Annotated in this window: 20 protein-coding genes; 14 read left to right on the top strand and 6 right to left on the bottom strand. The window is 71.4% G+C overall.

Annotated elements, in window-relative coordinates:
- The first annotated feature begins 55 nt into the window (after positions 1-55).
- The 5 genes from AU194_RS23655 to AU194_RS23635 are packed head-to-tail and all read left to right on the top strand — an operon-like array spanning position 56 to position 5101.
- Complete coding sequence (locus tag AU194_RS23655; RefSeq protein WP_059091697.1) at positions 56-913, top strand: siderophore-interacting protein; 858 nt, start codon at positions 56-58, stop codon at positions 911-913.
- Between the two features lie 49 nt (positions 914-962).
- Complete coding sequence (locus AU194_RS23650) at positions 963-2150, top strand: alpha-hydroxy-acid oxidizing protein (protein WP_059091696.1); 1188 nt, start codon at positions 963-965, stop codon at positions 2148-2150.
- A 4-nt stretch (positions 2151-2154) separates the two neighbouring features.
- Positions 2155-3057, top strand: coding sequence for a tyrosine recombinase XerC (locus tag AU194_RS23645; RefSeq protein ID WP_059091695.1), 903 nt, complete (start codon positions 2155-2157; stop codon positions 3055-3057).
- Between the two features lie 27 nt (positions 3058-3084).
- The gene (locus AU194_RS23640) at positions 3085-4452 is read left to right on the top strand and encodes a cytosine permease (protein WP_059091694.1); all 1368 of its coding nucleotides are present in this window, start codon (positions 3085-3087) and stop codon (positions 4450-4452) included.
- On the top strand, positions 4445-5101 hold the full coding sequence (locus AU194_RS23635; protein ID WP_082698815.1) for a cyclase family protein: 657 nt from the start codon (positions 4445-4447) through the stop codon (positions 5099-5101). Before AU194_RS23640 ends, AU194_RS23635 begins: the two co-directional genes overlap by 8 nt.
- Here AU194_RS23635 and AU194_RS23630 read toward each other — a convergent pair.
- The 3 genes from AU194_RS23630 to AU194_RS23620 all read right to left on the bottom strand — a co-directional run bounded on the left by AU194_RS23630 (position 5082) and on the right by AU194_RS23620 (position 7853).
- On the bottom strand, positions 5082-6041 hold the full coding sequence (locus AU194_RS23630) for a TIGR03621 family F420-dependent LLM class oxidoreductase (protein ID WP_059091693.1): 960 nt from the start codon (positions 6039-6041) through the stop codon (positions 5082-5084). The two genes, AU194_RS23635 and AU194_RS23630, sit on opposite strands and share 20 nt — an antisense overlap.
- A gap of 26 nt (positions 6042-6067) precedes the next feature.
- Positions 6068-7255 (bottom strand): hypothetical protein, encoded by a 1188-nt coding sequence (locus AU194_RS23625; RefSeq protein ID WP_157576468.1) that lies wholly within the window; start codon positions 7253-7255, stop codon positions 6068-6070.
- Between the two features lie 109 nt (positions 7256-7364).
- Complete coding sequence (locus AU194_RS23620; RefSeq protein WP_059091691.1) at positions 7365-7853, bottom strand: M23 family metallopeptidase; 489 nt, start codon at positions 7851-7853, stop codon at positions 7365-7367.
- A 280-nt stretch (positions 7854-8133) separates the two neighbouring features.
- On the opposite strand from AU194_RS23620, the gene rpsB reads away from it, so the two are divergent.
- The 3 genes from rpsB to AU194_RS23605 all read left to right on the top strand — a co-directional run bounded on the left by rpsB (position 8134) and on the right by AU194_RS23605 (position 11330).
- The gene (gene rpsB / locus AU194_RS23615) at positions 8134-9000 is read left to right on the top strand and encodes a 30S ribosomal protein S2 (protein WP_059091690.1); all 867 of its coding nucleotides are present in this window, start codon (positions 8134-8136) and stop codon (positions 8998-9000) included.
- Positions 9001-9011: 11 nt separating this feature from the next.
- Entirely contained in the window at positions 9012-9827 is an 816-nt protein-coding gene (gene tsf, locus AU194_RS23610) for a translation elongation factor Ts (RefSeq protein ID WP_059091689.1), read from the top strand.
- A gap of 96 nt (positions 9828-9923) precedes the next feature.
- Positions 9924-11330 (top strand): amidase, encoded by a 1407-nt coding sequence (locus tag AU194_RS23605; protein WP_059091688.1) that lies wholly within the window; start codon positions 9924-9926, stop codon positions 11328-11330.
- 9 nt (positions 11331-11339) lie between these two features.
- Here AU194_RS23605 and AU194_RS23600 read toward each other — a convergent pair whose 3' ends face one another.
- Both AU194_RS23600 and AU194_RS23595 read right to left on the bottom strand, forming a co-directional pair.
- Positions 11340-12887 (bottom strand): FAD-dependent oxidoreductase, encoded by a 1548-nt coding sequence (locus AU194_RS23600; RefSeq protein WP_157576466.1) that lies wholly within the window; start codon positions 12885-12887, stop codon positions 11340-11342.
- On the bottom strand, positions 12884-13666 hold the full coding sequence (locus tag AU194_RS23595) for a carotenoid biosynthesis protein (RefSeq protein WP_369804207.1): 783 nt from the start codon (positions 13664-13666) through the stop codon (positions 12884-12886). Before AU194_RS23595 ends, AU194_RS23600 begins: the two co-directional genes overlap by 4 nt.
- An 82-nt stretch (positions 13667-13748) precedes the next feature.
- Between AU194_RS23595 and AU194_RS23590 the strand changes: the two genes are divergently transcribed.
- On the top strand, positions 13749-14861 hold the full coding sequence (locus tag AU194_RS23590; RefSeq protein WP_059091685.1) for a glycosyltransferase family 2 protein: 1113 nt from the start codon (positions 13749-13751) through the stop codon (positions 14859-14861).
- On the top strand, positions 14858-16402 hold the full coding sequence (locus tag AU194_RS23585) for an NAD(P)/FAD-dependent oxidoreductase (RefSeq protein WP_082698813.1): 1545 nt from the start codon (positions 14858-14860) through the stop codon (positions 16400-16402). The genes AU194_RS23590 and AU194_RS23585 overlap by 4 nt, the downstream gene beginning before the upstream one ends.
- Here AU194_RS23585 and AU194_RS23580 read toward each other — a convergent pair.
- A complete protein-coding gene (locus AU194_RS23580; protein ID WP_197417724.1) occupies positions 16311-16976 on the bottom strand; it encodes a CDP-alcohol phosphatidyltransferase family protein in 666 nt (221 codons plus the stop codon). The two genes, AU194_RS23585 and AU194_RS23580, sit on opposite strands and share 92 nt — an antisense overlap.
- Before the next feature lie 45 nt (positions 16977-17021).
- Here AU194_RS23580 and AU194_RS23575 point away from each other — a divergent pair, with 45 nt between their 5' ends.
- The 4 genes from AU194_RS23575 to AU194_RS23560 all read left to right on the top strand — a co-directional run bounded on the left by AU194_RS23575 (position 17022) and on the right by AU194_RS23560 (position 20413).
- Positions 17022-17840: a YhjD/YihY/BrkB family envelope integrity protein gene (locus AU194_RS23575; protein WP_059091684.1), complete on the top strand. Its 819-nt coding sequence runs from the start codon at positions 17022-17024 to the stop codon at positions 17838-17840.
- A 78-nt stretch (positions 17841-17918) separates the two neighbouring features.
- Positions 17919-19094 (top strand): ABC transporter permease, encoded by a 1176-nt coding sequence (locus tag AU194_RS23570; protein ID WP_059091683.1) that lies wholly within the window; start codon positions 17919-17921, stop codon positions 19092-19094.
- A gap of 28 nt (positions 19095-19122) precedes the next feature.
- Positions 19123-19683: an FtsX-like permease family protein gene (locus AU194_RS23565; RefSeq protein WP_059091682.1), complete on the top strand. Its 561-nt coding sequence runs from the start codon at positions 19123-19125 to the stop codon at positions 19681-19683.
- A gap of 7 nt (positions 19684-19690) precedes the next feature.
- Positions 19691-20413, top strand: coding sequence for an ABC transporter ATP-binding protein (locus AU194_RS23560; RefSeq protein WP_059091681.1), 723 nt, complete (start codon positions 19691-19693; stop codon positions 20411-20413).
- Positions 20414-20427: the final 14 nt, after the last annotated feature.

The following is a 20427-nucleotide window of genomic DNA, read 5'->3' as shown; positions in this document are numbered from 1 at the left end:
GTGGACCGGGCCGCTCGTATGGTCGAAGGAACCGTCGAGAGTTTGGAGGGCAGTTGTGGCTGGACGACCGGTGCACACGTTCGAGGTGGTGCGTACGGAACAGATCGCACCGCACATGGTTCGCGTGGTGCTGGGCAACAACGGGTCGACCGGCTTCGACACCTTCACCCCGAACGACTTCGCCGACGCCTACGTCAAGCTGGTGATCGTGCCGGACGGCATCGATGTGGCCGCGCTCGAGCAGCCGCTGACCCTGGACAGCTTCAAGGAGCTGCCGCCCGAGAAGCAGCCGGTGGTGCGGACCTACACCGTTCGCAAGGCCGACCCGGAGCGCGGCGAGGTCACCATCGACTTCGTCGTGCACGGCGAACACGGTGTCGCCGCACCGTGGGCCGCGGGGGCGCAGCCCGGGCAGCCGGCCTACCTGATGGGTCCGAGCGGGGCGTACAGCCCGGACCCGGCCGCCGACTGGCACCTGCTCGCCGGTGACGAGTCCGCGCTGCCCGCCATCGGGGCGGTGCTCGAGGCGTTGCCCGCCGACGCGGTCGGCAAGGTGTTCGTGGAAGTCGCCGGTCCGGAGGATGAGATCGAGCTGCCCGCACCGGAGGGGGTGTCGGTGAACTGGATCTACCGCGGCGGCCGCGCGGACCTGGTGCCGGAGGAAGCCGCCGGTGACCACGCCCCGCTCATCGCCGCGGTGAAGGAGACCGCGTGGCTGCCCGGTCAGGTGCAGGTGTTCATCCACGGCGAGGCCCAGGCGGTCATGCACAACCTGCGGCCCTACATCCGCAAGGAGCGCGGCGTGGAAGCGAAGTGGGCGTCGTCGATCTCGGGTTACTGGCGGCGCGGCCGCACCGAGGAGACCTTCCGCCAGTGGAAGGCCGAACTGGCCAAGGCCGAAGCCGCGGGCTGACGCGCGCGTCTGCGCCCGCGCCACCGCGCGGGCTGGCACGCTGAGGGGCATGGCGTTCGGCGACTACCAACTCGAGATCTACCTGCAGGGGCTCTCAGGCATCATGCCCAAACTCCCCATGACGTTCGCGGAATGGGAAGCCAAGGCGGAGTCGGCGATGCCGCCGTCGGTGTACTCCTACGTCGCAGGCGGGGCGGGGGACGAGCGTACGCAACGGGTCAACCGCACCGCCTTCGACAACTGGGGTCTGGTTCCGCGGATGATGCGTGCCACCCGCGACCGCGACCTGTCGGTGGAGATGTTCGGATTGTCGCTGCCCGCACCGGTTTTCATGGCGCCCATCGGGGTCATCGGGATCTGCGCGCAGGACGGCCACGGCGATCTGGCGACCGCACGCGCCGCCGCCCGCACCGGGGTGCCGATGGTCGTGTCCACGCTCACCGAGGACCCGCTGGAAGACGTCGCCGCGGAATTCGGCGACACCCCGGGCTTCTTCCAGCTCTACACCCCGACCGACCGGGAGCTGGCCGCAAGCCTCGTGCACCGCGCCGAGGCCGCCGGTTACAAGGGCATCATCGTCACCCTCGACACCTGGGTGCCCGGCTGGCGGCCCCGCGACCTCTCGACGTCGAACTTCCCCCAGTTGCGCGGGCGGTGCCTGTCGAACTACACCAGCGATCCGGTGTTCCGGGCCGGTCTGGCCCAGCCGCCGGAGGAGAACCCGCAGGCCGCGGTCCTCAAATGGGTGTCGCTGTTCGGCAACCCGTTGACGTGGGAAGACCTGCCGTGGCTGCGGTCGCTGACGACACTGCCGCTCATCCTCAAAGGCATCTGCCACGCCGACGACGCCCGGCGCGCCAAAGACGAAGGCGTCGACGGCATCTACTGCTCCAACCACGGCGGACGGCAGGCCAACGGCGGGCTACCCGCGATCGACTGCCTTCCCGCAGTGGTGGAGGCCGCCGACGGGCTGCCCGTGCTGTTCGACTCGGGGATCCGCAGCGGTTCGGACATCGTCAAGGCCCTGGCCCTCGGGGCGACCGCCGTCGGCATCGGCCGTCCCTACGCCTACGGGCTCGCCCTCGGCGGCGTCGACGGCGTCGTCCACGTGCTGCGCGCCCTGCTCGCCGAGGCCGACCTCACCATGGCCGTCGACGGCTATCCGACCCTGGCCGATCTCACCCCGGACACGGTGCGGCGCGTCGGGTGGACACCTGCGCAGGCTCTGTCACGGTAAGGGCGTGGAGTCCGTCCTCGACGAGTTCGACCAGTACCTCGCGCTGGAGCGTGGCCGCTCCGACCACACCCGGCGGGCATACCTCGGCGATCTGCGGTCGCTATTCGCGTTCCTCGACGAACGGGCCCCCGGCGCCGGTCTGAGCGCGCTGACGCTGCCGGTGCTGCGCTCCTGGCTCTCCGCACAGGCCGGCGCCGGAACCGCGCGCACCACCCTGGCCCGCAGGACGTCGGCGGTGAAGACGTTCACCGCATGGGCGCTGCGGCGCGGGCTGCTGGACACCGACCCCGCGGTCCGGTTGCAGCTGCCCAAGGCGCGCCGGACCCTGCCCGCGGTACTGCGTCAGGACCAGGCCCACGACGCCCTCGCAGCCGCCAGTTCCGGTGCCCAACAGGGTGATCCGCTGGCCCTACGGGACCGGCTGATCGTCGAGATGCTGTACGCCACGGGCATCCGCGTCAGCGAGCTGTGCGGCCTCGACGTCGACGACGTCGACACCTCCCGCCGCCTGCTGCGCGTCCTCGGCAAGGGCGACAAACAGCGCACCGTCCCGTTCGGCGAACCCGCCGAGGTGGCCCTGCACGCCTGGCTGAGCGGCGGCCGGCCCGCGTTGGCCACCGCCGAATCCGGACCCGCGCTGCTGCTCGGCGCCCGCGGGCGGCGGCTGGATCCCCGCCAGGCCCGCACCGTCGTGCACCAAACGGTCGGCGCGGTCGACGGCGCCCCCGACATCGGCCCGCACGGCCTGCGCCACAGCGCCGCCACCCACCTGCTCGAGGGCGGCGCCGACCTGCGGATCGTGCAGGAACTGCTCGGGCACTCCACGCTCGCGACCACCCAGCTCTACACGCACGTCACCGTTGCGCGGCTGCGCGCAGTGCACGATCAGGCCCACCCGCGGGCCTGACGGGCGATTTCGGCGTACTTTCATCGAATGTCGCTCTACCGTCGCCTCGACCGCCGCCTCGAAGAGCAGGCCGACAACGCCGGACCCGTCCGCGGCACCTTGTCCCTGGGCCGCATCGCGATGATCTGGCTGGCGGCCAACCTCGTGGTGACCACCCTGCTGACCGGCACGCTGCTGCTGCCCGCCGTCGACTTCGCGACCGCGCTGACGATGATCGTGCTCGGCACCCTCTGCGGCGCAGTGGTCCTCACGCTCGTCGGCAACATCGGCACCCGCACCGGTCTGCCGACGATGGCGCTGACACGGGGCGCGTTCGGCACCCGCGGCAGCCTGCTCCCCGTCGCGGCCAACGTCGTGATCCTGATGGGGTGGAGCTGGGTGCAGGCGATGCTCGCCGGGGTGACCGTCGACTACCTCGTCGAGGACCTTACCGGTTTCTCCAGCCCGATCCTGTTCTCGGTGCTGTGTCAGACCATCGTCGTGCTGATCGCGATCCTCGGCCACGAGGGCATCGCCAGGGTGGAGCCGTGGCTCGCCGTGCTGATGCTGGTGGTGATCGCGTGGATCTTCGTCGTCGCGTTCGCGAAGTTCAGTCCCGCTGCGCTGCAGAATATCCCGGTGGACGCGTCGATCGGGTTCACCGCGGTGACCGTGCTCGACATCGTCATCGCGACCGCGATCTCGTGGACGGTGCTCTCCGCCGATTTCAACCGGTTCGCGCGGTCGAGCCGGGCGGGCATCGTCGGGTCCGGTGTCGGCTACACGCTGTCGACCGTCACGGCGATGACGTTGGGCGTCACGGCGATCGGCTACGTGATCCTGGACAACCGCGAGGCCGTCGCGTTCGACCCGGCCGCGATCGTCGGTCCGTTCGGCGCCCCGCTGGCGATCGTCATCTTCCTGTCGGTCATGGCCACCAACACGATGGTCGTCTACGGCATGACCACGTCGGTGGTCAACGCGCCCGTCGGCGCGCGACTGCGCTTCCTGCCCACGGCGCTGGTGCTCGGGCTCGTCTCGATCCTCGGGTCGACATGGCTCGGTCTGCTCGGGCAGTTCACCGACTTCCTCACGGTCATCGGGGCGTTCTTCGTCCCGGTCTTCGCGATCATGATCGTCGACTACTACCTGGTGAAGCGGTCCGCGTACGGCGCGGATCTGCTGCGCGCCCGCGGCGGGCGCTACTGGTACACCGGCGGCGTGAACTGGATCGCGGTGGCCGCGTGGGCGATCGGCGCCGTCGCGTCCTATCTGATGACCTACGTGTGGCCCAGTCCGATCGGCGCCACCATCCCGGCGTTCGCGCTGACGTTCGTGCTGTACCTGGCGGCGATGTGGCCGCGGCGCGCGGCACGCGAGGACAGCGTGCACCTCGCGGAGGTCCGGGGTGCGTGACCTCAGCCACCCGATCGCGACCGGGATGCAGGTCTACCCCGGCGATCCCACTGTCGCTGTGGAACCGGCGCTGCTGCTGGCGCGTGACGGCGTCGACGTCGCGGCACTGCACCTGGGCTCGCACACGGGCACCCATCTCGACGCGCCGTCGCACTGCATCGCCGGCGCACGGACGACAGCACGAATCACGTTGGACGAGTTGGTCGATGAGGCGCTGGTGGTCCACCTCGATGCGCTGAAGCCCCGGACGGTCTACGGCCTGACCGAGATCGAAGCGGCCCTGTGCGGCGGGCTACCCGACCGGGTGCCCCCGATCGTGGTGCTCGACACCGGGTGGGCGACGCACTTCGGCAGCGCCGCCGCGCTGGACCACCCGGCGCTGTCCGTCGACGCCGCAACGGATCTGGTCCGTCGCGGGATGCGCGTGCTCGCCGTCGACACCCTGAGCCCCGATCCCACCGGCGGAGGCACCGACTTCCCGGTGCACCAGGTGGTGCTCGGCGCCGACGCGTTGATCGTCGAGAACCTGTGCCACCTCGACGGGCTGCCCGCGAGGGTGCGGATCGGGTTCTTCCCGCTCCCGATCGACGCCGACGGTGCGCCGGTGCGGGCGGTGGCCTTCGAGCCGCTCAGCGGAGCAGGCGGATGACCTCCGCGAGATCCGGCATCGCCGACGGCCGGTCCGCCCACTCGTCGAACACCGTCCAGTAGCTCACCCCGAACCGGCGGCGCCGTTCGACCAGCGCCTCGGCCATCTGCTCGTGCGTGCCCAGGAGGACGAAGGGGGAGTCCAGCAGCTCCTCCGGACGCACACCGCCGATCGCCTCGGCGAGATCTGTCGCGGCGGCGTGCCGGTCCCCGGTCACCACCACCGCCTGGATCAGCGCGTTGAGTTCGATGCGGTCGAACCGGTCGCCCGCCGCGTCGCGGACCACGGCGATCCGGTCGTGCAGGCCGTCGGGCCCGAAGTGGGTCAGCGCGACCCGCGTGGCGTCGTGGTTGTGAGTGTCGTGGTTGTGAGTGATGCCCGCGAACCCCGCGATGTCGGCGACCCGCCCGGCCAGCCGCAGCACCCGGTCACCGTTGCCGCCGATCAGCAGCGGAACCCGGTGCGGCGGCGGGGCGAGCAGCGCGCCCGGCCCGGCGTGCACCCGGTAGAAGTCCCCGTCGACGTCGACCGCGGCACCGTCGAGCAGCGCCCGCACGATCATCGTCGACTCCTCGAGCCGCCGAACCCGGACACCGCCGCGGTCGAAGGCGATGCCCGCGCTGTCGTACTCCGACTTCATGTGTCCCGCACCGAGTCCCAGCTCGAAGCGCCCACCGGACACCGTCGCCACCCCGGCCGACTCCCGGGCGGTCTCCACGGGGTGACGAAAGTCGTTGTTGAGCACCAAGGTTCCGACGTGCAGCCGGTCGGTGGCCGTCGCGGCGGCGGTCGCCCCAACCAACGGTGCGATGGCGGGCATCAGGTGGTCGGCGAATGTCAGCACGTCGAACCCCGCGGCTTCCACCTCTCGGGCGAAGTCGCGGGCCTCGTCACCCGCGCGTGGCCGCGCGGTGGTCAGGCCGAAGCGGAACGGACGCATGCCCCCGATTGTGCCGCGGCGCAAGCTCAGTGGGTGAGCATCACGTACTGCGCGGTGGCGCGTTGACGCGCGTCCTGGACCGTATCGGCCGCGGCTTCGGCCACGTAGCGGTCGAATGCCGCGACGCAGTAGCCCATCGGCTCGCCGGACGACGGGACGACGCTGTCCACGCAGCGGCTGACGGGCAGACCCTCGATCGGCCCGGCGTCGGTGCCGGTGGCCAGATACTCGGCCGCGAGGCCGGTCACCAGGTCCTCGGCCGCCTGTGGGTCACGGGTCTCGTACACGTCGGCATGGGCGAATGCGGAAGCGGTCAGCCCGGCTTCGGTGAACAGGCCCGCTGATTCGGCGGGGGAGTCCTGAAAGTGCAGGGTCGCGTGCGGACCGTAGCTCCCGGGCAGCGTCGCGGTGACCTCGTCGGCGGGCAGCGGGACCGTGCGGGCCGCCAGACCCGACGGGTCGACCGGCAGGCCCGCGAGCTGGAACGGCGGCGTGGGCGCGAACCGGTCGATCAGTGGCCGTTGCCGGTCCAGTGCGCCCGCGATCAGCCGTGCTGCCGTGTCCACCCCGTCGGCGGCCATGGCGCGCTCGGACAGGACGTAGGGGCCGTGGGCGGTGATGGACCGGACATAGGTCACCACCCGTCCGTCGTCCTCCTCGATCACGGGGTTGCTGAACGCCGCGGTCTGCGGATGGCCCGGGATCGACGCGGGGACCACCGGACCGCCGGGCACCGTGCGGTGTGCCAGCGCATCGGCGAACTCCCGTGCCGCCGCGGCGGCCACGCCCGGATCGGCGAACCGCAGCACCGTGTGCTGCAACTCGAGGTCGTCGGCCCACCGGGCCGTGCTGAAGCCGTCGATCACCTGATGGCGCGACGCCACAACGCCCAACTCCTCGGGGAACACCGACTGCGCGGTCTCGGGGCCGTCGATGACCACGGCGCTGGTGTCGAACAACCCGATCAGCCGCGGATCCACCTCCCACGGACCGACGACGAAGTCCGCCATCCGCCGGGCTTCGGCCGCGGCGCCCGCCTGCGGTGAGCCGGCGATGCCGAGCGGAACGGCAGGCGTCGTGGGATACGCCCCGACGTCCAGCCGGGTGGCTCCCTCGACCGGTTCGGCGCCGGCGACACCCGCCGGTACGGCCATGAGAACAGCGGCGGCCACGAGCATCGACCGGATGTGGGCTCTACCCCCCAATGTGCGCACGACGGGCAAACTTACCGTGCATATGCAACACCTAGCCCCATATGTCCAAATTGCCACTGCGGCAACGGAATCAGCGGGCATGATGCGAAACGTGCTGTAATGCAGGCGATCAGCGCAGGGGCAGCAGCCGCACGGGTGTGGACGCCAGTAGGCCGAGCGGGTCGACGTAGTCCGCGCGCGCCGCCGGCCCCCACATCGCGCCCCAGTGCAGGCAGGCCGGCGCCGCGCACCCGGGGTGGCCCGCCTCGACCGTCCCGAGCGTCGCGCCCGCTGCCACCGGCTGGCCGCGCCGCACCGACGGCCGCACCGGCTCGTAACTGGTGCGCAGGCCGCCGGGATGGGCGACCGACACCAGCGCCCGCCCGGCCACTTCACCGGCGAACACCACGACACCGTCCCGAGCCGCGTACACCGGCTGCCCGGGTGCGGCGGCCAGGTCGACCCCGCGGTGGCCGCGCTGCCAATCCGGGGTGGGGGCGTCGAACGTGCGCACCACCGCAGGTGGGGGGCGCAGCGGCCAGTCGAACCGGCCGTCGTCGGCGTGCGCGGGGGCCTGCGCCAGGAGGGTCAGGCAGGCGAGGACGGCCAGGATCCGCATCGTCCCAGTTCAGAGGGTTGCCATGACATCCGCCAGGGGGAGCGGGCCGCCCTGGGGAGCGAGCGGCCGCTGTGGACAAAGCACCTGTTCCGACGGTGTAAACTGCTACCTGCAGTTCGCTTCAGCGAGCTGACTTCGCGTGTCTGCACCTCGACTCGAGAGTCGTACCGGATGCCGGCGGTCCCGTCCCAGACGGGTCCGGCACTCCCGCAGCCACCAGGGCCTGGCATCACCCGACGCCGGGCGACAACCGACAAACACAAAGGCTGGCCACATCACCATGGCTGTTGTAACCATGAAGCAGCTGCTCGACAGCGGCACCCACTTCGGGCACCAGACCCGTCGCTGGAATCCCAAGATGAAGCGGTTCATCTTCACCGACCGCAACGGCATCTACATCATCGATCTGCAGCAGACGCTGACCTACATCGACAAGGCCTACGAATTCGTGAAGGAGACCGTCGCGCACGGCGGTTCCATCATGTTCGTCGGCACCAAGAAGCAGGCGCAGGAGTCGATCGCCGAAGAGGCCACGCGGGTCGGCATGCCGTTCGTGAACCAGCGCTGGCTCGGTGGCATGCTCACCAACTTCTCGACCGTCCACAAGCGTCTGCAGCGCCTCAAGGAACTCGAGGCGATGGAGCAGACCGGTGGCTTCGAGGGTCGCACCAAGAAGGAAATCCTGATGCTGACCCGCGAGAAGAACAAGCTGGAGCGCAGCCTTGGCGGTATCAGGGACATGCAGAAGGTGCCCTCGGCCATCTGGGTCGTCGACACCAACAAGGAGCACCTCGCGGTCGCCGAAGCGCGCAAGCTGAACATCCCGATCATCGCGATCCTCGACACCAACTGCGATCCCGATGTCGTCGACTACCCGATCCCGGGCAACGACGACGCGATCCGTTCCGCTGCGCTGCTGACCAAGGTGGTGGCCTCCGCGGTCGCCGAGGGTCTGCAGGCCCGCGCCGGTGGTGGTAACGGCAACAAGGCCGAGGCCAGCCAGGATGGGCCCGCCGCCGAGCCGCTCGCCGAATGGGAGCAGGAACTGCTCGCCGGCGCCACGGCGTCACCGACCGCGGCCGGTGCCGCGCCCGGTACGCCCGAGGCCGACATCCAGACCGAACCCACCGCCCCTCAGAACCCCTAGGGAAGACATACATGGCGAACTACACCGCTGCCGACGTCAAGCGGCTTCGGGAGCTCACCGGCGCCGGGATGCTCGACAGCAAGAACGCGCTGGTCGACGCCGAAGGCGACTTCGACAAGGCAGTCGAACTGCTGCGCATCAAGGGTGCCAAGGACGTCGGCAAGCGCGCTGAGCGCGCGACCGCCGAGGGCCTGGTCGCCGCCAAGAACGGCGCGCTGATCGAGCTGAACTCCGAGACCGACTTCGTCGCCAAGAACGCGGAGTTCCAGTCGGTGGCCGAGCAGATCGTGGCCGCGGCCGCCGAGGCGAAGGCCTCCGACGTCGACGCGCTCAAGGCTGCCAAAGCGGGCGACACTACCGTCGAGCAGGTCATCGCGGATCTCTCCGCGAAGATCGGCGAGAAGCTCGAACTGCGCCGTGTCGCCTACTTCGACGGTCAGGTCGAGACCTACCTGCACAAGCGCGCCGCGGATCTGCCGCCGGCCGTGGGTGTGCTGGTCGAGTACACGGGTGATTCGAAGGAGGCCGCCCACGCGGTGGCCCTGCAGATCGCCGCGCTCAAGGCCAAGTACCTCACCCGCGAGGACGTGCCCGAGGACATCGTCGCCAACGAGCGGCGCATCGCCGAGGAGACGGCCCGCAACGAGGGCAAGCCCGAGCAGGCGCTGCCGAAGATCGTCGAAGGCCGTGTGACCGGCTTCTACAAGGACGTCGTGCTGCTCGACCAGCCGTCGGTGTCCGACAGCAAGAAGACGGTCAAGGCGCTGCTCGACGAGGCCGGCGTCACCGTCACCCGGTTCGTGCGGTTCGAGGTCGGCCAGGCCTGACCCGCAGAGCGTGACGAAGTGCCCCGGAACCCCGAGTTCCGGGGCACTTCGCTATCTGCACCCGGGCGCGCGGTACGGGTTGGTACCGTCTGGCCCATGACTCGCATCAGCGCCTTCACCGACGACGCCCTCGGCGACCGCGACGCCGTCGGTCTGGTGGAGGCCCTCGACCGGGGTGAGGTGTCGCGCGCCGAACTCGTCGAGGCCGCGATCGCCCGCACCGAGAAGGTCGACCCGTCGCTGAACGGGCTGGCGTACGAGTCCTTCGACCGGGCCCGCGCGCGGGCGAACGCGCCGCGGCCCTACGGCGGCTACTTCGACGGTGTCCCGACGTTCCTCAAGGACAACGTCGCAGTCGCCGGCATGCCGACGATGGAGGGCACCGACGCATGGGATCCGCGGCCCGCGTCCGGCGACGGGGACTTCGCCCGCGCGTACCTCGCGACGGGGCTCGCGCCGCTGGGCAAGACGCAGCTCTCGGAGTTCGGGTTCTCCGCCTCGGCCGAACACCCCCGCCTCGGGGCGGTGCGCAACCCGTGGCACACCGAGCACACCGCGGGCGCCTCGTCGTCGGGGTCGGCTGCGTTCGTCGCCGCGGGCGTGGTGCCGATCGCCCACGCCAACGACGGCGGTGGATCGATCCGAATCCCGGCCTCCTGCAACGGTTTGGTCGGTCTGAAACCCTCGCGTGGCCGGCTGCCGCTGGACCGCGTCATGCGGCAGATGCCGGTGCGCATCGTCGCCAACGGCGTCGTCACCCGCTCGGTGCGCGACACCGCGGCGTTCTACCGCGAGATGGAGCGGGTGTACCGCAACCCCAAGCTGCCGCCGGTCGGCGACGTCACCGGGCCGGGCGGCCCGCGCCTGCGAATCGCGGTGTGCACTCACTCGATTGCCCGCGAAGCCGCCCCCGAGGTGTGCGAGGTGACGACGAAAACCGCTGCGTTGCTGGAGGAGTTGGGCCACCGCGTCACCCCGATCGACAATCCGATCCCCGACCACTTCCTAAGTGACTTCCTGCTGTACTGGTCGATGCTGGCCTACGCACTGGTCCGCGGCGGTCGCCGCAGCTTCGGGCCGAGCTTCGACCGCACGCGGCTCGACAACCTCACCCTCGGCCTGGAGGCACACGCCGCGCGCAACCTGCACCGGCTCCCGCTGGCCACCGCACGCCTGGCCCGCATCCGTCGCGTCACCGCCGCGCTGAGCCACGACTACGACGTGGTGCTCACCCCGACGCTGGCCGAGGCGCCGCCGCGGATCGGACACCTCGATCCCTCCGCCGACTACGAGCAGATCATCGACCGGCTGATCGACTGGGTGGCGTTCACGCCGTTGCAGAACGCCACCGGCGATCCGGCGATCTCGTTGCCGCTCGGCACATCGGAACGCGGCCTCCCGATCGGGGTGATGTTCGCCTCGACGGTGGGGCAGGAGGCCCGGCTGCTCGAACTGGCCTACGAAATCGAAGCCGCCCGGCCCTGGGCGCGGATCAACGACTGAGGGCTGCGCTCAGCGGCGTTTCCGGCCCACCTGCGGCACCCCGGCGAGCAGACCCCGCTGGGGCACCCCCATGATCGGTTCGGCCGCGGCGCCGAGCTCGGCCAGGATGTCGTTGGCGGCCAACACCCCCGACATCGAGGACCGCTCCATCAACCCGGCGAGGTACGGCAGTTCGACGAAATCGCCCGCCACCCGCAGACCCCGCGCATCGCTGCGCACGGTGGGGCGGGTGCCGGTCGAGCCCGGCGGGAACGACGGCGCCGTCGCCTCGAGGCGGTGGTGTGCGTGCAGGATCGCCGCGTCGGCGGTCTCCGGCCACAGCGTGGCCAGCTCGTCGCGCAGCGCCTTCGCCGCGGTCTCGGCGTCGTCGAATCGACAGGCGTAGGAGTGCAGTTCGACCACCGAACCGCCGGTAGCCCCGGCCCACCGCACACTGGGTTCTTCCAGGCGGGAGTACACCGCGACCGAGTCGAGCGTGGGCTGGCCGGTGACCGCACTGAACGGTGCGCGCTCGGGGGCGACGTCGCGGTCCAGCCACAGCCGTGACACCGCGAACGGCGGTGCGACGGTGAGGGATTCGCAACGCCGGGTCAGCAGCGGCGCCGCCGTGCGCAGCGCCGGCGAGTCGGCGATCAGCCCGCGCAGCGCGCCCGGATCGACGGCGAGCACCACGTGGTGGGCGGTGAACTCCCCGTCGCCGGTGCCGATGCGCCAGCCGTGTCCGTCGGGCTCGATGCCGGTGACCGGGGTGCCGGTCCGCACGACGGCGCCGAGCCCAGTGAGATACGCGCGCAACGGATTCCAGATCGCGGTGGCGTGGTCGGTGCGCGGTACGTCGAAGCCGATGCCCTCCGGGTTGCCGAGGAAGTAGTAGTGGAACATCGCGACCAGTTCCGCGGCCGACAGCTCACCCTGATTGCAGAAGAAGCTGCGGGCGAACGCCTCGAACAGCATGCTCCTGCTGCGCTCCGACATGCCGAGTGTGTCGAGGAATGCCGCGGCGTCGGTGGTGTCGAGTTCGGCGACCGTGGTGGCCCGGTCGTAGGCCAGCAGCGCGCGCCCGGCGTCGGGATCCGCACCCGTCAGGTCGCGTCGGGACAGGCTCTTGGACCGCAGCGCCAGCGCGAGCAGGTTCAGCGGCGGCGCGGCGGGCAGACCGGCCAGGTTCTCGGGCGGCCAGGTCGCGGAGATGACCGGATAACTCGGCACCGGTGCGAGGAACGACAGGTCAGGATCGATGCGCCGCAGCACCGACCGCCACGTGTAGTAGTGCCGGAAGAACGCATGGAAGCCGTGCTCGACGTTCTGCTCGGTGCCGTCGGGCAGGCGTTCGGGCCAGGCGCCCAGGCGTCCGCCGAGGTGATCGGCTGCCTCCAGCACCGTGACCGAGACACCCCGTTCGGCGAGCACCACCGCCGCCGAGACGCCCGCGATACCGCCGCCGACCACGACCGCCTCGACGCCGGCAGGGACCTCACGCGGTGCCAGCGGATCGGGGACGACCAGCCGCCGCGGCCGCATCCGCCCCGGTGCGGCACGACCGTCGATACGCGTCACGCCGCGACCTTCCCGCCGTCGCGGTGACGCCGGGTGAGCGCGACCGCGAACGGCACCGCCACCGCACCCATGAGCAGCGCGCCGATCAGCGCGGAACCCGGCAGGCCGAAGAACGCCGCATGCGCGAGCACCGAGGAGAAGTACACCCACAGGTACAGCGCCGCGGCCGGTGCCGACGGCGTCGCCTCCCTGCGCAGCGCCCGGTTGAGCACGGCCATGATCATCAGCGACACGATCAGCCAGCCCAGGTAGTTCGTCCACGGGATGTCCGGGATCAACGGCAGCCCCGGCGCGGAGTCGAACCAGGTCCAATGACCGGCGTCCACCATCTGCGGGTCCAGGAACACATCCCAGGTGGTCAGCGCCACCGCGCCGACCGCTACGACGGCGACCGTGCCGACGGCCAGCGTCCTGGCGACCACCAGCGCCGGCCAGGCCATCATCACCCAGGCCAGCGGCACCACGACTGGGACGCCGAACAGTTCCGGGCCCAGCGTGCCGGTGTAGGCGTAGTGCCCGAACGGCAACCCGGTGGCCACCCCGACCGCCTCGGCGGCCAGGCCGCCACCGCCCGCCACGGCGACCAGGACGGCCGCCCCGGCGGGTCCGTGCACCCGCGCCGCGTCGGCGACGGCCGCGAGGAAGAACACCACCACGCTGGTCACCGTCACCTCGGTGCGCCACGCGTCGGGCATCAGCGGGTACGCGATCTGTACGAGGATGGCGGCGGTCACCAGTGTCCACACGACCGCCGATCCGCGCACCGGCGCGACGGGCACGGCCAACGCCACAGTGTGTACCTCCGCTCCTGGAACTGCCGCACCCGGCGGGGCCGCCGCGCGGGTTCGTAGAGTTTGCAAGGTGCCCGATGATCGCTTCGCCGAAACGTCACGTGCGCTCGCCGTCATCGGCTCGTCACTTGCGTGCGCCGGCACGTTGCACCAGCTGGTCAACCTGCGCTTACTGCGGCGCCCGCCCCTCGATCCGCCGCCGGTCACGGCGAGCGTATCGATCCTGGTTCCCGCGCGCGACGAGGCGCACCGGATCGCGCCGACGATCCGGTCGTTGCTCGCGCAGCGCGGACTGCGGGACGCGGAGATCGTGGTGCTCGACGACGGCTCGACCGACGGGACGGCCGACGTCGTCCGCCGCACCGCGGGGCCCGCGCTGACCGTGCTGACCGGTGTCGAACCGCCGCCGGGATGGCTGGGCAAACCGCACGCCTGCGCACAGCTGGCCGCCGCGGCGCGCGGGGAGATCCTCGTGTTCGTCGACGCCGACGTCGTGCTCGCCCCGCACGCCGTGGCCGCCGCGGACGCCGTGCTGCGCGGGGACCGGCCGCTCGATCTGCTCTCGCCGTGGCCGCACCAGATCACCGCCGGTGTCGCCGGCCGGCTGATCCAGCCGCTGCTGGCGTGGTCGTGGCTGACCACGCTGCCGCTGCGGGTCGCGGAGCGGTCGCGGCGTCCGTCGATGGCCGCGGCCAACGGCCAGTTCCTGGTGGTCGAGGCCGTGGCGCTCGCCCGTGCGGGCGGCTGGGCCGCGGTGGCCGGCGAGGTCCTCGACGACATCTCGCTCGCACGGGCGGTGCGGGTCTCCGGTGGCCGGACCGGGCTGGCCGACGGATCCCGGCTGGCGACGTGCCGGATGTACGCGACGGGCGCCGAACTGCGCGACGGGTACCGCAAGTCGCTGTGGGCGGCGTTCGGCTCCCCGCTCGGCGCGCTCGCGGTCGGGTCGCTGCTCGCGGTGGTGTACGTCGTGCCCCCGGCCGCCGCGCTGACCGGATCCCGCGTCGGCGCGCTCGGCTACGCCGCCGCCGTGGCGGGGCGTGCCCTGGCGACGCCGTGGGCGGGCCGCCGCCGGGATGCGTTCGCGCACCCCGTTTCCGTGCTGACGCTGCTGGCGCTGGTGGCGTCGTCATGGATCGGTCAGATTCGCGGCACCCTGCAGTGGAAAGGACGCAGGGTATGAGTCGAGTGATCGTGATCGGCGCGGGTCTGGGCGGGCTCGCCACCGCGGCGCGCCTCGCCGCATCCGGCCACCGGGTGACGGTCTTCGAGAGCGCGGACACCGTCGGCGGGAAACTCGGCGTGGTCGAACGCGACGGGTTCACCTTCGACACCGGACCGTCCCTGGTGACCATGCCCGGCCTGCTCGAGCAGCTGTTCGCCGACACCGGCGGGCCGGCCGATCTCCCCGTGACCCCGGTCGACCCCGCCTGTGCCTACGTGTTCGGCGACGGGACGCGTCTCGAACTGCCCTTCGACCGCACACATGCCCCGGCCGCGTTCGATGCGGCCTTCGGGACGGGCGCGGGGGAGGCGTGGCAGCGGCTGCACAGTCGGTCGAGGCGGCTGTGGGAGCTGGTCGGCGAACCCGTGCTGCGGCGGCCGGTCTCGCTGCCCGCGCTGGCCCGGATGAGTGCGCGACCGGCCGACCTCAAGGCGGTCGCGCCGTGGCAGACGATCGACGGGCTCGGGCGCCGGATCCTGCCCGATCCGCGAATGCGGATGTGGCTCAACCGGTATGCCACCTACTCCGGCTCCGACCCGCGCCGCACGCCAGCGGTGCTGTCGGTGACCGCGTTCGTCGAGCAGGAGTTCGGCGCCTGGTACGTCCCCGGCGGGTTGCGCCGCATCGTCGACGCCGTCGCGCAGCGCTGCGTCGACCTCGGGGTCGAGATCCGCACCGGCGCACCGGTCGAGGCGGTGACCGTATCGGCCGGGCGCGTCACCGGGGTATGCGTCGGCGGGGTGGAGATCTGGGCCGACGCGGTGGTCAGCAACGCCGATGCCGGCGTGCTCCACGACCGGCTGCTGCCGCGCACTGCCGGCCGGGGGGCGCGCCGCCGACTGCGCGGCCGTAAACCCTCGATGGCCGGTTTCGTGATGCTGCTCGGCCTGTCGGGGCGGGCGCCGGGTCCCGCCCACCGGATCTACTTCCCCCGCGACTACGCGGCCGAGTTCGACGCGATCTTCGGCCGCACCCCGCGACCGGTGCCCGATCCGACCGTCTACGTACACGCCCCCGACGATCCGGCGCTGCGCCCGGACGACGACTCCGAGGGCTGGTTCGTCCTCGTCAACGCGCCCGCGCACGACCCGGCCCGCGGCGTCGACTGGGATGCCCCGGATCTACGTGAGCGCTACACCCGCCACGTGCTCGATCTGCTGGCCGACCGCGGCGCCGATGTCCGCGACCGGATCCGGTTCGTCGACGTCATCACCCCCGCCGACCTCGAACGCCGCACCGGCGCGCCGGGCGGGACGATCTACGGCACGGCCTCACACGGACCGCGTGCCGCGCTGCGCCGACCCACCAACCGCAGCCGCCTACCGGGGCTCTACCTGGTGGGCGGTTCCGCGCATCCGGGCGGCGGTATCCCGCTGGTTCTGATGTCGGCCGAGATCGTCGCCGGTCTCATCGGGTCCGCGGGTAGTGCCGCGGGATCGACCGCCGCACCCCGACCGCCAGCTGAACCAGCCCGACCACCCCGATCGCCGTCCACGTGACCGCGAACGTCGTACCCCAGTCCCAGCCGACCGGGGGCACACCCGCCGGGAAGATCGCGACACCCCCGGACGCCATCGCGACGACGATCAACCGGGTCGGCCGTTCGGCGACCGTGACCGCGCCGACGCCCGGCATGCCGACCGCCTGCGCGCGGGACCGCAGATACTCGTGCACCAGGACCGATACGAGCGCCGCGGCCACCCATCCCGCAGGCGCGCCGAGGGCCAGCAGCACGCCGCCGAGCAGCACGTCGCCGATCCGGTCGGCGACCGCGTCGATCACCGCACCCAGCGGCCGGGCCCGCCCGGTGCGCACCGCGACCGCGCCGTCGAGCCCGTCGAGCACGCCCGCCGCGACGATCAGCGGCACCGCCAGCCACGGCCATCCGGCCTCGACCACGACCAACGCCCCGGCCAGCACCAGCACACCCGTCGCCGACAGCACGTCGGGCGGGATCCGCAGCACCGGCCCCGACGCCAGCGCCCGCACCATCCGCAGCCAGCCGCGCACCACCGCCGACGGTTCGACACCGTCGTGCAGCGCCGACCAGCTGTCGTCGTCGAATGCGGTCACGACGCCAGCCTGCCAAAGGCGGCGCGCGCGCCGCGAGAGGACCCGATGAACCGTTTGCGCCGACTGGCCACCGAAGTACGCGGCACCTTCCCCGGCAGCGACCTGTCGCTGTGGGCGGCGGGTGCGACGTTCTTCGGCGTCATCGGGATCGCACCGCTGGCGCTGGCGTCGCTGTGGGCGGCCGGTGGACTGGTCGGACACGACACGGTCACCGCGGCGATGGACGCCGCGATCGACGGGCTGCCCGACGGGCACGGGACCCCCGAGGCGCTGCGCACCCTGACCTCGGTGGCCCTGTCGATGTCGTGGGTGCAGGCGCTGGTCGTGCTCTTCCCGGCCAGCCTGTACGGCGAGGGGCTGCGTCGGGCGTTCCGTCAGATGTCCGCCGCCCCCGACACTCTCACCGGGTGGCGCGGCCGCGCCGGTCTGCTCGGTGTGGCGGTGGTGGCGCCGCTGCTGCTGCTCGCGGTGCTCGCCACCGCGCCGTACGTCGGCCCGCTGTACGACCGCGGCGGCTGGTCGCTCATCTGGGGGATCGTGGTCGCTTTCCACGTCATCTGGTTGACACTGTCGACCGCGCTCGTGGGCGTGTTCGGGTTGATCGGCCCCGGTCGGATCGCGTGGCGGCCGTTGCTGATCGGCGCGTTCAGCAGCGGCGCGATCCTGGCCGGGTTCCTGCAGGGCTTCATCCTGTTCCTCGCGATCCCGATCCCGTGGTCGGCGCCGTTCGGCGGGCTGCCGATCGTCGGCGCGGTCTCGGCGCTGGTGCTGTGGCTGTACCTACTGCACATCCTGGTGCTCTGCGGCTTCCGCGCCACCGTGGCGCTCGACGAGGTATGGCGCGCGGGCGACACAGCGCCGTAACGGAACCGGTGGGGAGTTAACCGCGCGGACACCGCGCGCGGCGGCAGCGGAAACGTGGCGGTCTGACGATCTCTTCTCGTGGAGACCAGTCAGGTCAACGACGCACCCACCACCGCACGGTCACCGGGGATCGCCACGGCGCAGGGGAACACCTTCGGATGTCTGGTCCGGTTCGCGCTGGCCAACATCCGCCGCAGGCCCGAACGGTTCGTGTTGTCGGTGCTCGGGATCGCGCTCGCGATCGCCTGTGTGACCGTGGTGCGCACGATCTCGTCGAGTTTCGCGATCACCGGCGCGGATTCGGTCACCGACGTCCTCGGCGACGCGCAGCTGTGGGTGGTGCCCGCCGCGGGGGTGCACTATGACGCGGAATCGCAGGCGCTGATCGCCGACGGTCCGGCGCCCGAACTGCGCGTCCCGGCCGGGTGGTCGGCCGACCGCACGCTGTCGGGGCGCACGGAGATCGACGGCGCCGCGGTGTCGCTGCGTGGCAGTGACGAAACGCCGACGGGTGAAGCGGTTTTCGGTGCTCCGCTGGCCGAGCGTCTCGACGTGGCCGCGGGGGACCACGTCGAGATCGCCGGCCGTGACCTGGTCGCGGTGGTCGACGGGTCCGGTCAGTCGGTGACGGTGTCGACCGCGCTCGCCGCGGGGGTCGTCGGCGGCGACGGTTGGTGGACGGTGAAAGCACCTGCCGGACAGGAGAACCGACGCGACCTGGCGCAGCAGTTGAGCACGGCCACGGGGTTGGATGCGACCGCCGACCCGTCGACGACACCCGATCCGGCAGGCGGCGGACTGATCTACGACACCGTCGGCGGTACCGGGCCGCTGTCGTTCGAGCAGAAGTTCTCGGCGCTGTTCAGCGGCAAGGTGACCGCGTCGACGCTCGGCTTGATCTCGACCATCGGCCTGGTCCTCGGCTTCGTGATCGCGGTGTCGTCGTTCCTGGCCGCGGTCGCCGAACGCAAACGCGAATTCGGCATCATGTCGAGTATCGGCCTCGCCGACGAGGTGCTGTACTTCTTCCTCGTCGAATCCGCACTCGTCTTCGTCGCCGCCTACGTCGTGGGTGTGCTCGGGGCAGGTGCTGCTGTCGCGCTGACGATTCCGGGCATCGCGACACCGGTCGCGTGGGCGCAGGCGGCGGGGATGGTCGCGGCGTTCATACCCGCGATGGCGATCGTCGGCGCACTCGTACCCGTACACCGGCTGCTGCAGCAACGGCCGGTCGACCTGCTCGGGGACCGATGAGCGCTTGCGCGAAGAGAGAGTACCGACAGTGATACGCAGGGGACTGTCCTACGGCTGGCTGTCCGCGCGCCGCCGCATCCGCGAGATGGTGCTGCCCGTCGTCATAACCGCGACCGGGGCGTTCCTCGTCGTCATCGTGTTCGGCATGTCCGCCGGGATCCGGCAGCAGTCCGCATCGCTCGGGCACACCGCCGAACTCAACCGCGCGGTGGTCCTCATCGCGGTCACGGTACTGCTCGTCGGTGTCGTCGAGGTCGCCGTGGCCACCACCCGCACCGTCGCGCACCGCACCCGTGAGCTCGGGGTGTTGGCGGCCAACGGGATTCCACGGCTACCGGTGGTCGCCGCCCTGCTCGTCGAACCCGTCGTGGCCGCCGTCCTCGGCGCACTCGTGGGCGCCGCCGCAGCGGCGGCGACCGGGATCGTGCTCGGGGTGACCGGCCTGGCGGCCGGCGGTGTCGCGGCCGGTGGTCTGCTCGCCGGCGCCGCGATCGCCGTCGCGGTCAGCGTCGTCGCGGCCGTGGCCACCAGCATCCTGCCCACCTGGACGGCCGCGTCCCGGCCCCCGATCCGCTCCCTGACCGCGTGAGGTAGCCATGACCACCATCGAAGAACGCCGCGGCGACGATGCGGCCCCGCCGCCGCCTGCGCCCGTCATCGAGATCGCCGACGTATGGAAGCTGCACAAACTCGGCGACGAGGTCGTACGGGCCCTGGTGGCGGCCGATCTGACGATCATGCCGGGGGAGTTCGTCTGCCTGATGGGACCCAGCGGCAGCGGGAAGTCCACGCTGCTCAACATCATCGGCGGGCTGGACCGGCCGACGAAGGGGTCGGTGACCGTCGCGGGCCGCGACACCCGCACCCTGACCGAGAGCCAGTTCGCCGCGCTGCGGCACGACACCATCGGTTTCATCTTCCAGAGCTACAACCTCATCCCGTTCCTGTCGGCGGTGGAGAACGTCGAACTGCCGCTGATGTTCGAGCCCTACGATCGGAAAGCGCTGCGCGCCAGAGCGATCGAACTGCTCGAGCTCGTCGGGCTCGGCCATCGCCTCCACCATCAGCCGACCAAGATGTCGGGCGGCGAACAGCAGCGCACCGCGATCGCCCGGTCGCTGATCAGCAGTCCGACGCTCGTGCTGGCCGACGAGCCGACCGCGAACCTCGACCACCGCACGGGGGAGACGGTGGTGCGCATGCTGCGTGACCTGTGCTCGTCGCTGGGCGTCACGGTCGTCGCCAGCACCCATGACCCCACGGTGGCCGACGAAGCGAGCCGTGTCGTCCGGATGAAAGACGGACAGATCATCAAATGAAGCAACCCCTTTCG

This window comes from Mycobacterium sp. GA-2829, from assembly GCF_001499965.1.
Lineage (GTDB): Bacteria > Actinomycetota > Actinomycetes > Mycobacteriales > Mycobacteriaceae > Mycobacterium.
Note: the sequence above shows the minus strand (reverse complement) of the source record. Positions and strands in the feature narration are given on the sequence as shown.

Excerpts from the sequence above, each read along its gene's own strand:
- AU194_RS23650 (WP_059091696.1), top strand. The coding sequence starts at position 963 with ATGGCGTTCGGCGACTACCAACTCGAGATCTACCTGCAGGGGCTCTCA.
- AU194_RS23640 (WP_059091694.1), top strand. The coding sequence starts at position 3,085 with ATGTCGCTCTACCGTCGCCTCGACCGCCGCCTCGAAGAGCAGGCCGAC.
- AU194_RS23630 (WP_059091693.1), bottom strand. The coding sequence starts at position 6,041 with ATGCGTCCGTTCCGCTTCGGCCTGACCACCGCGCGGCCACGCGCGGGT.
- AU194_RS23620 (WP_059091691.1), bottom strand. The coding sequence starts at position 7,853 with ATGCGGATCCTGGCCGTCCTCGCCTGCCTGACCCTCCTGGCGCAGGCC.
- rpsB (WP_059091690.1), top strand. The coding sequence starts at position 8,134 with ATGGCTGTTGTAACCATGAAGCAGCTGCTCGACAGCGGCACCCACTTC.
- tsf (WP_059091689.1), top strand. The coding sequence starts at position 9,012 with ATGGCGAACTACACCGCTGCCGACGTCAAGCGGCTTCGGGAGCTCACC.
- AU194_RS23605 (WP_059091688.1), top strand. The coding sequence starts at position 9,924 with ATGACTCGCATCAGCGCCTTCACCGACGACGCCCTCGGCGACCGCGAC.
- AU194_RS23585 (WP_082698813.1), top strand. The coding sequence starts at position 14,858 with ATGAGTCGAGTGATCGTGATCGGCGCGGGTCTGGGCGGGCTCGCCACC.
- AU194_RS23575 (WP_059091684.1), top strand. The coding sequence starts at position 17,022 with ATGAACCGTTTGCGCCGACTGGCCACCGAAGTACGCGGCACCTTCCCC.
- AU194_RS23560 (WP_059091681.1), top strand. The coding sequence starts at position 19,691 with ATGACCACCATCGAAGAACGCCGCGGCGACGATGCGGCCCCGCCGCCG.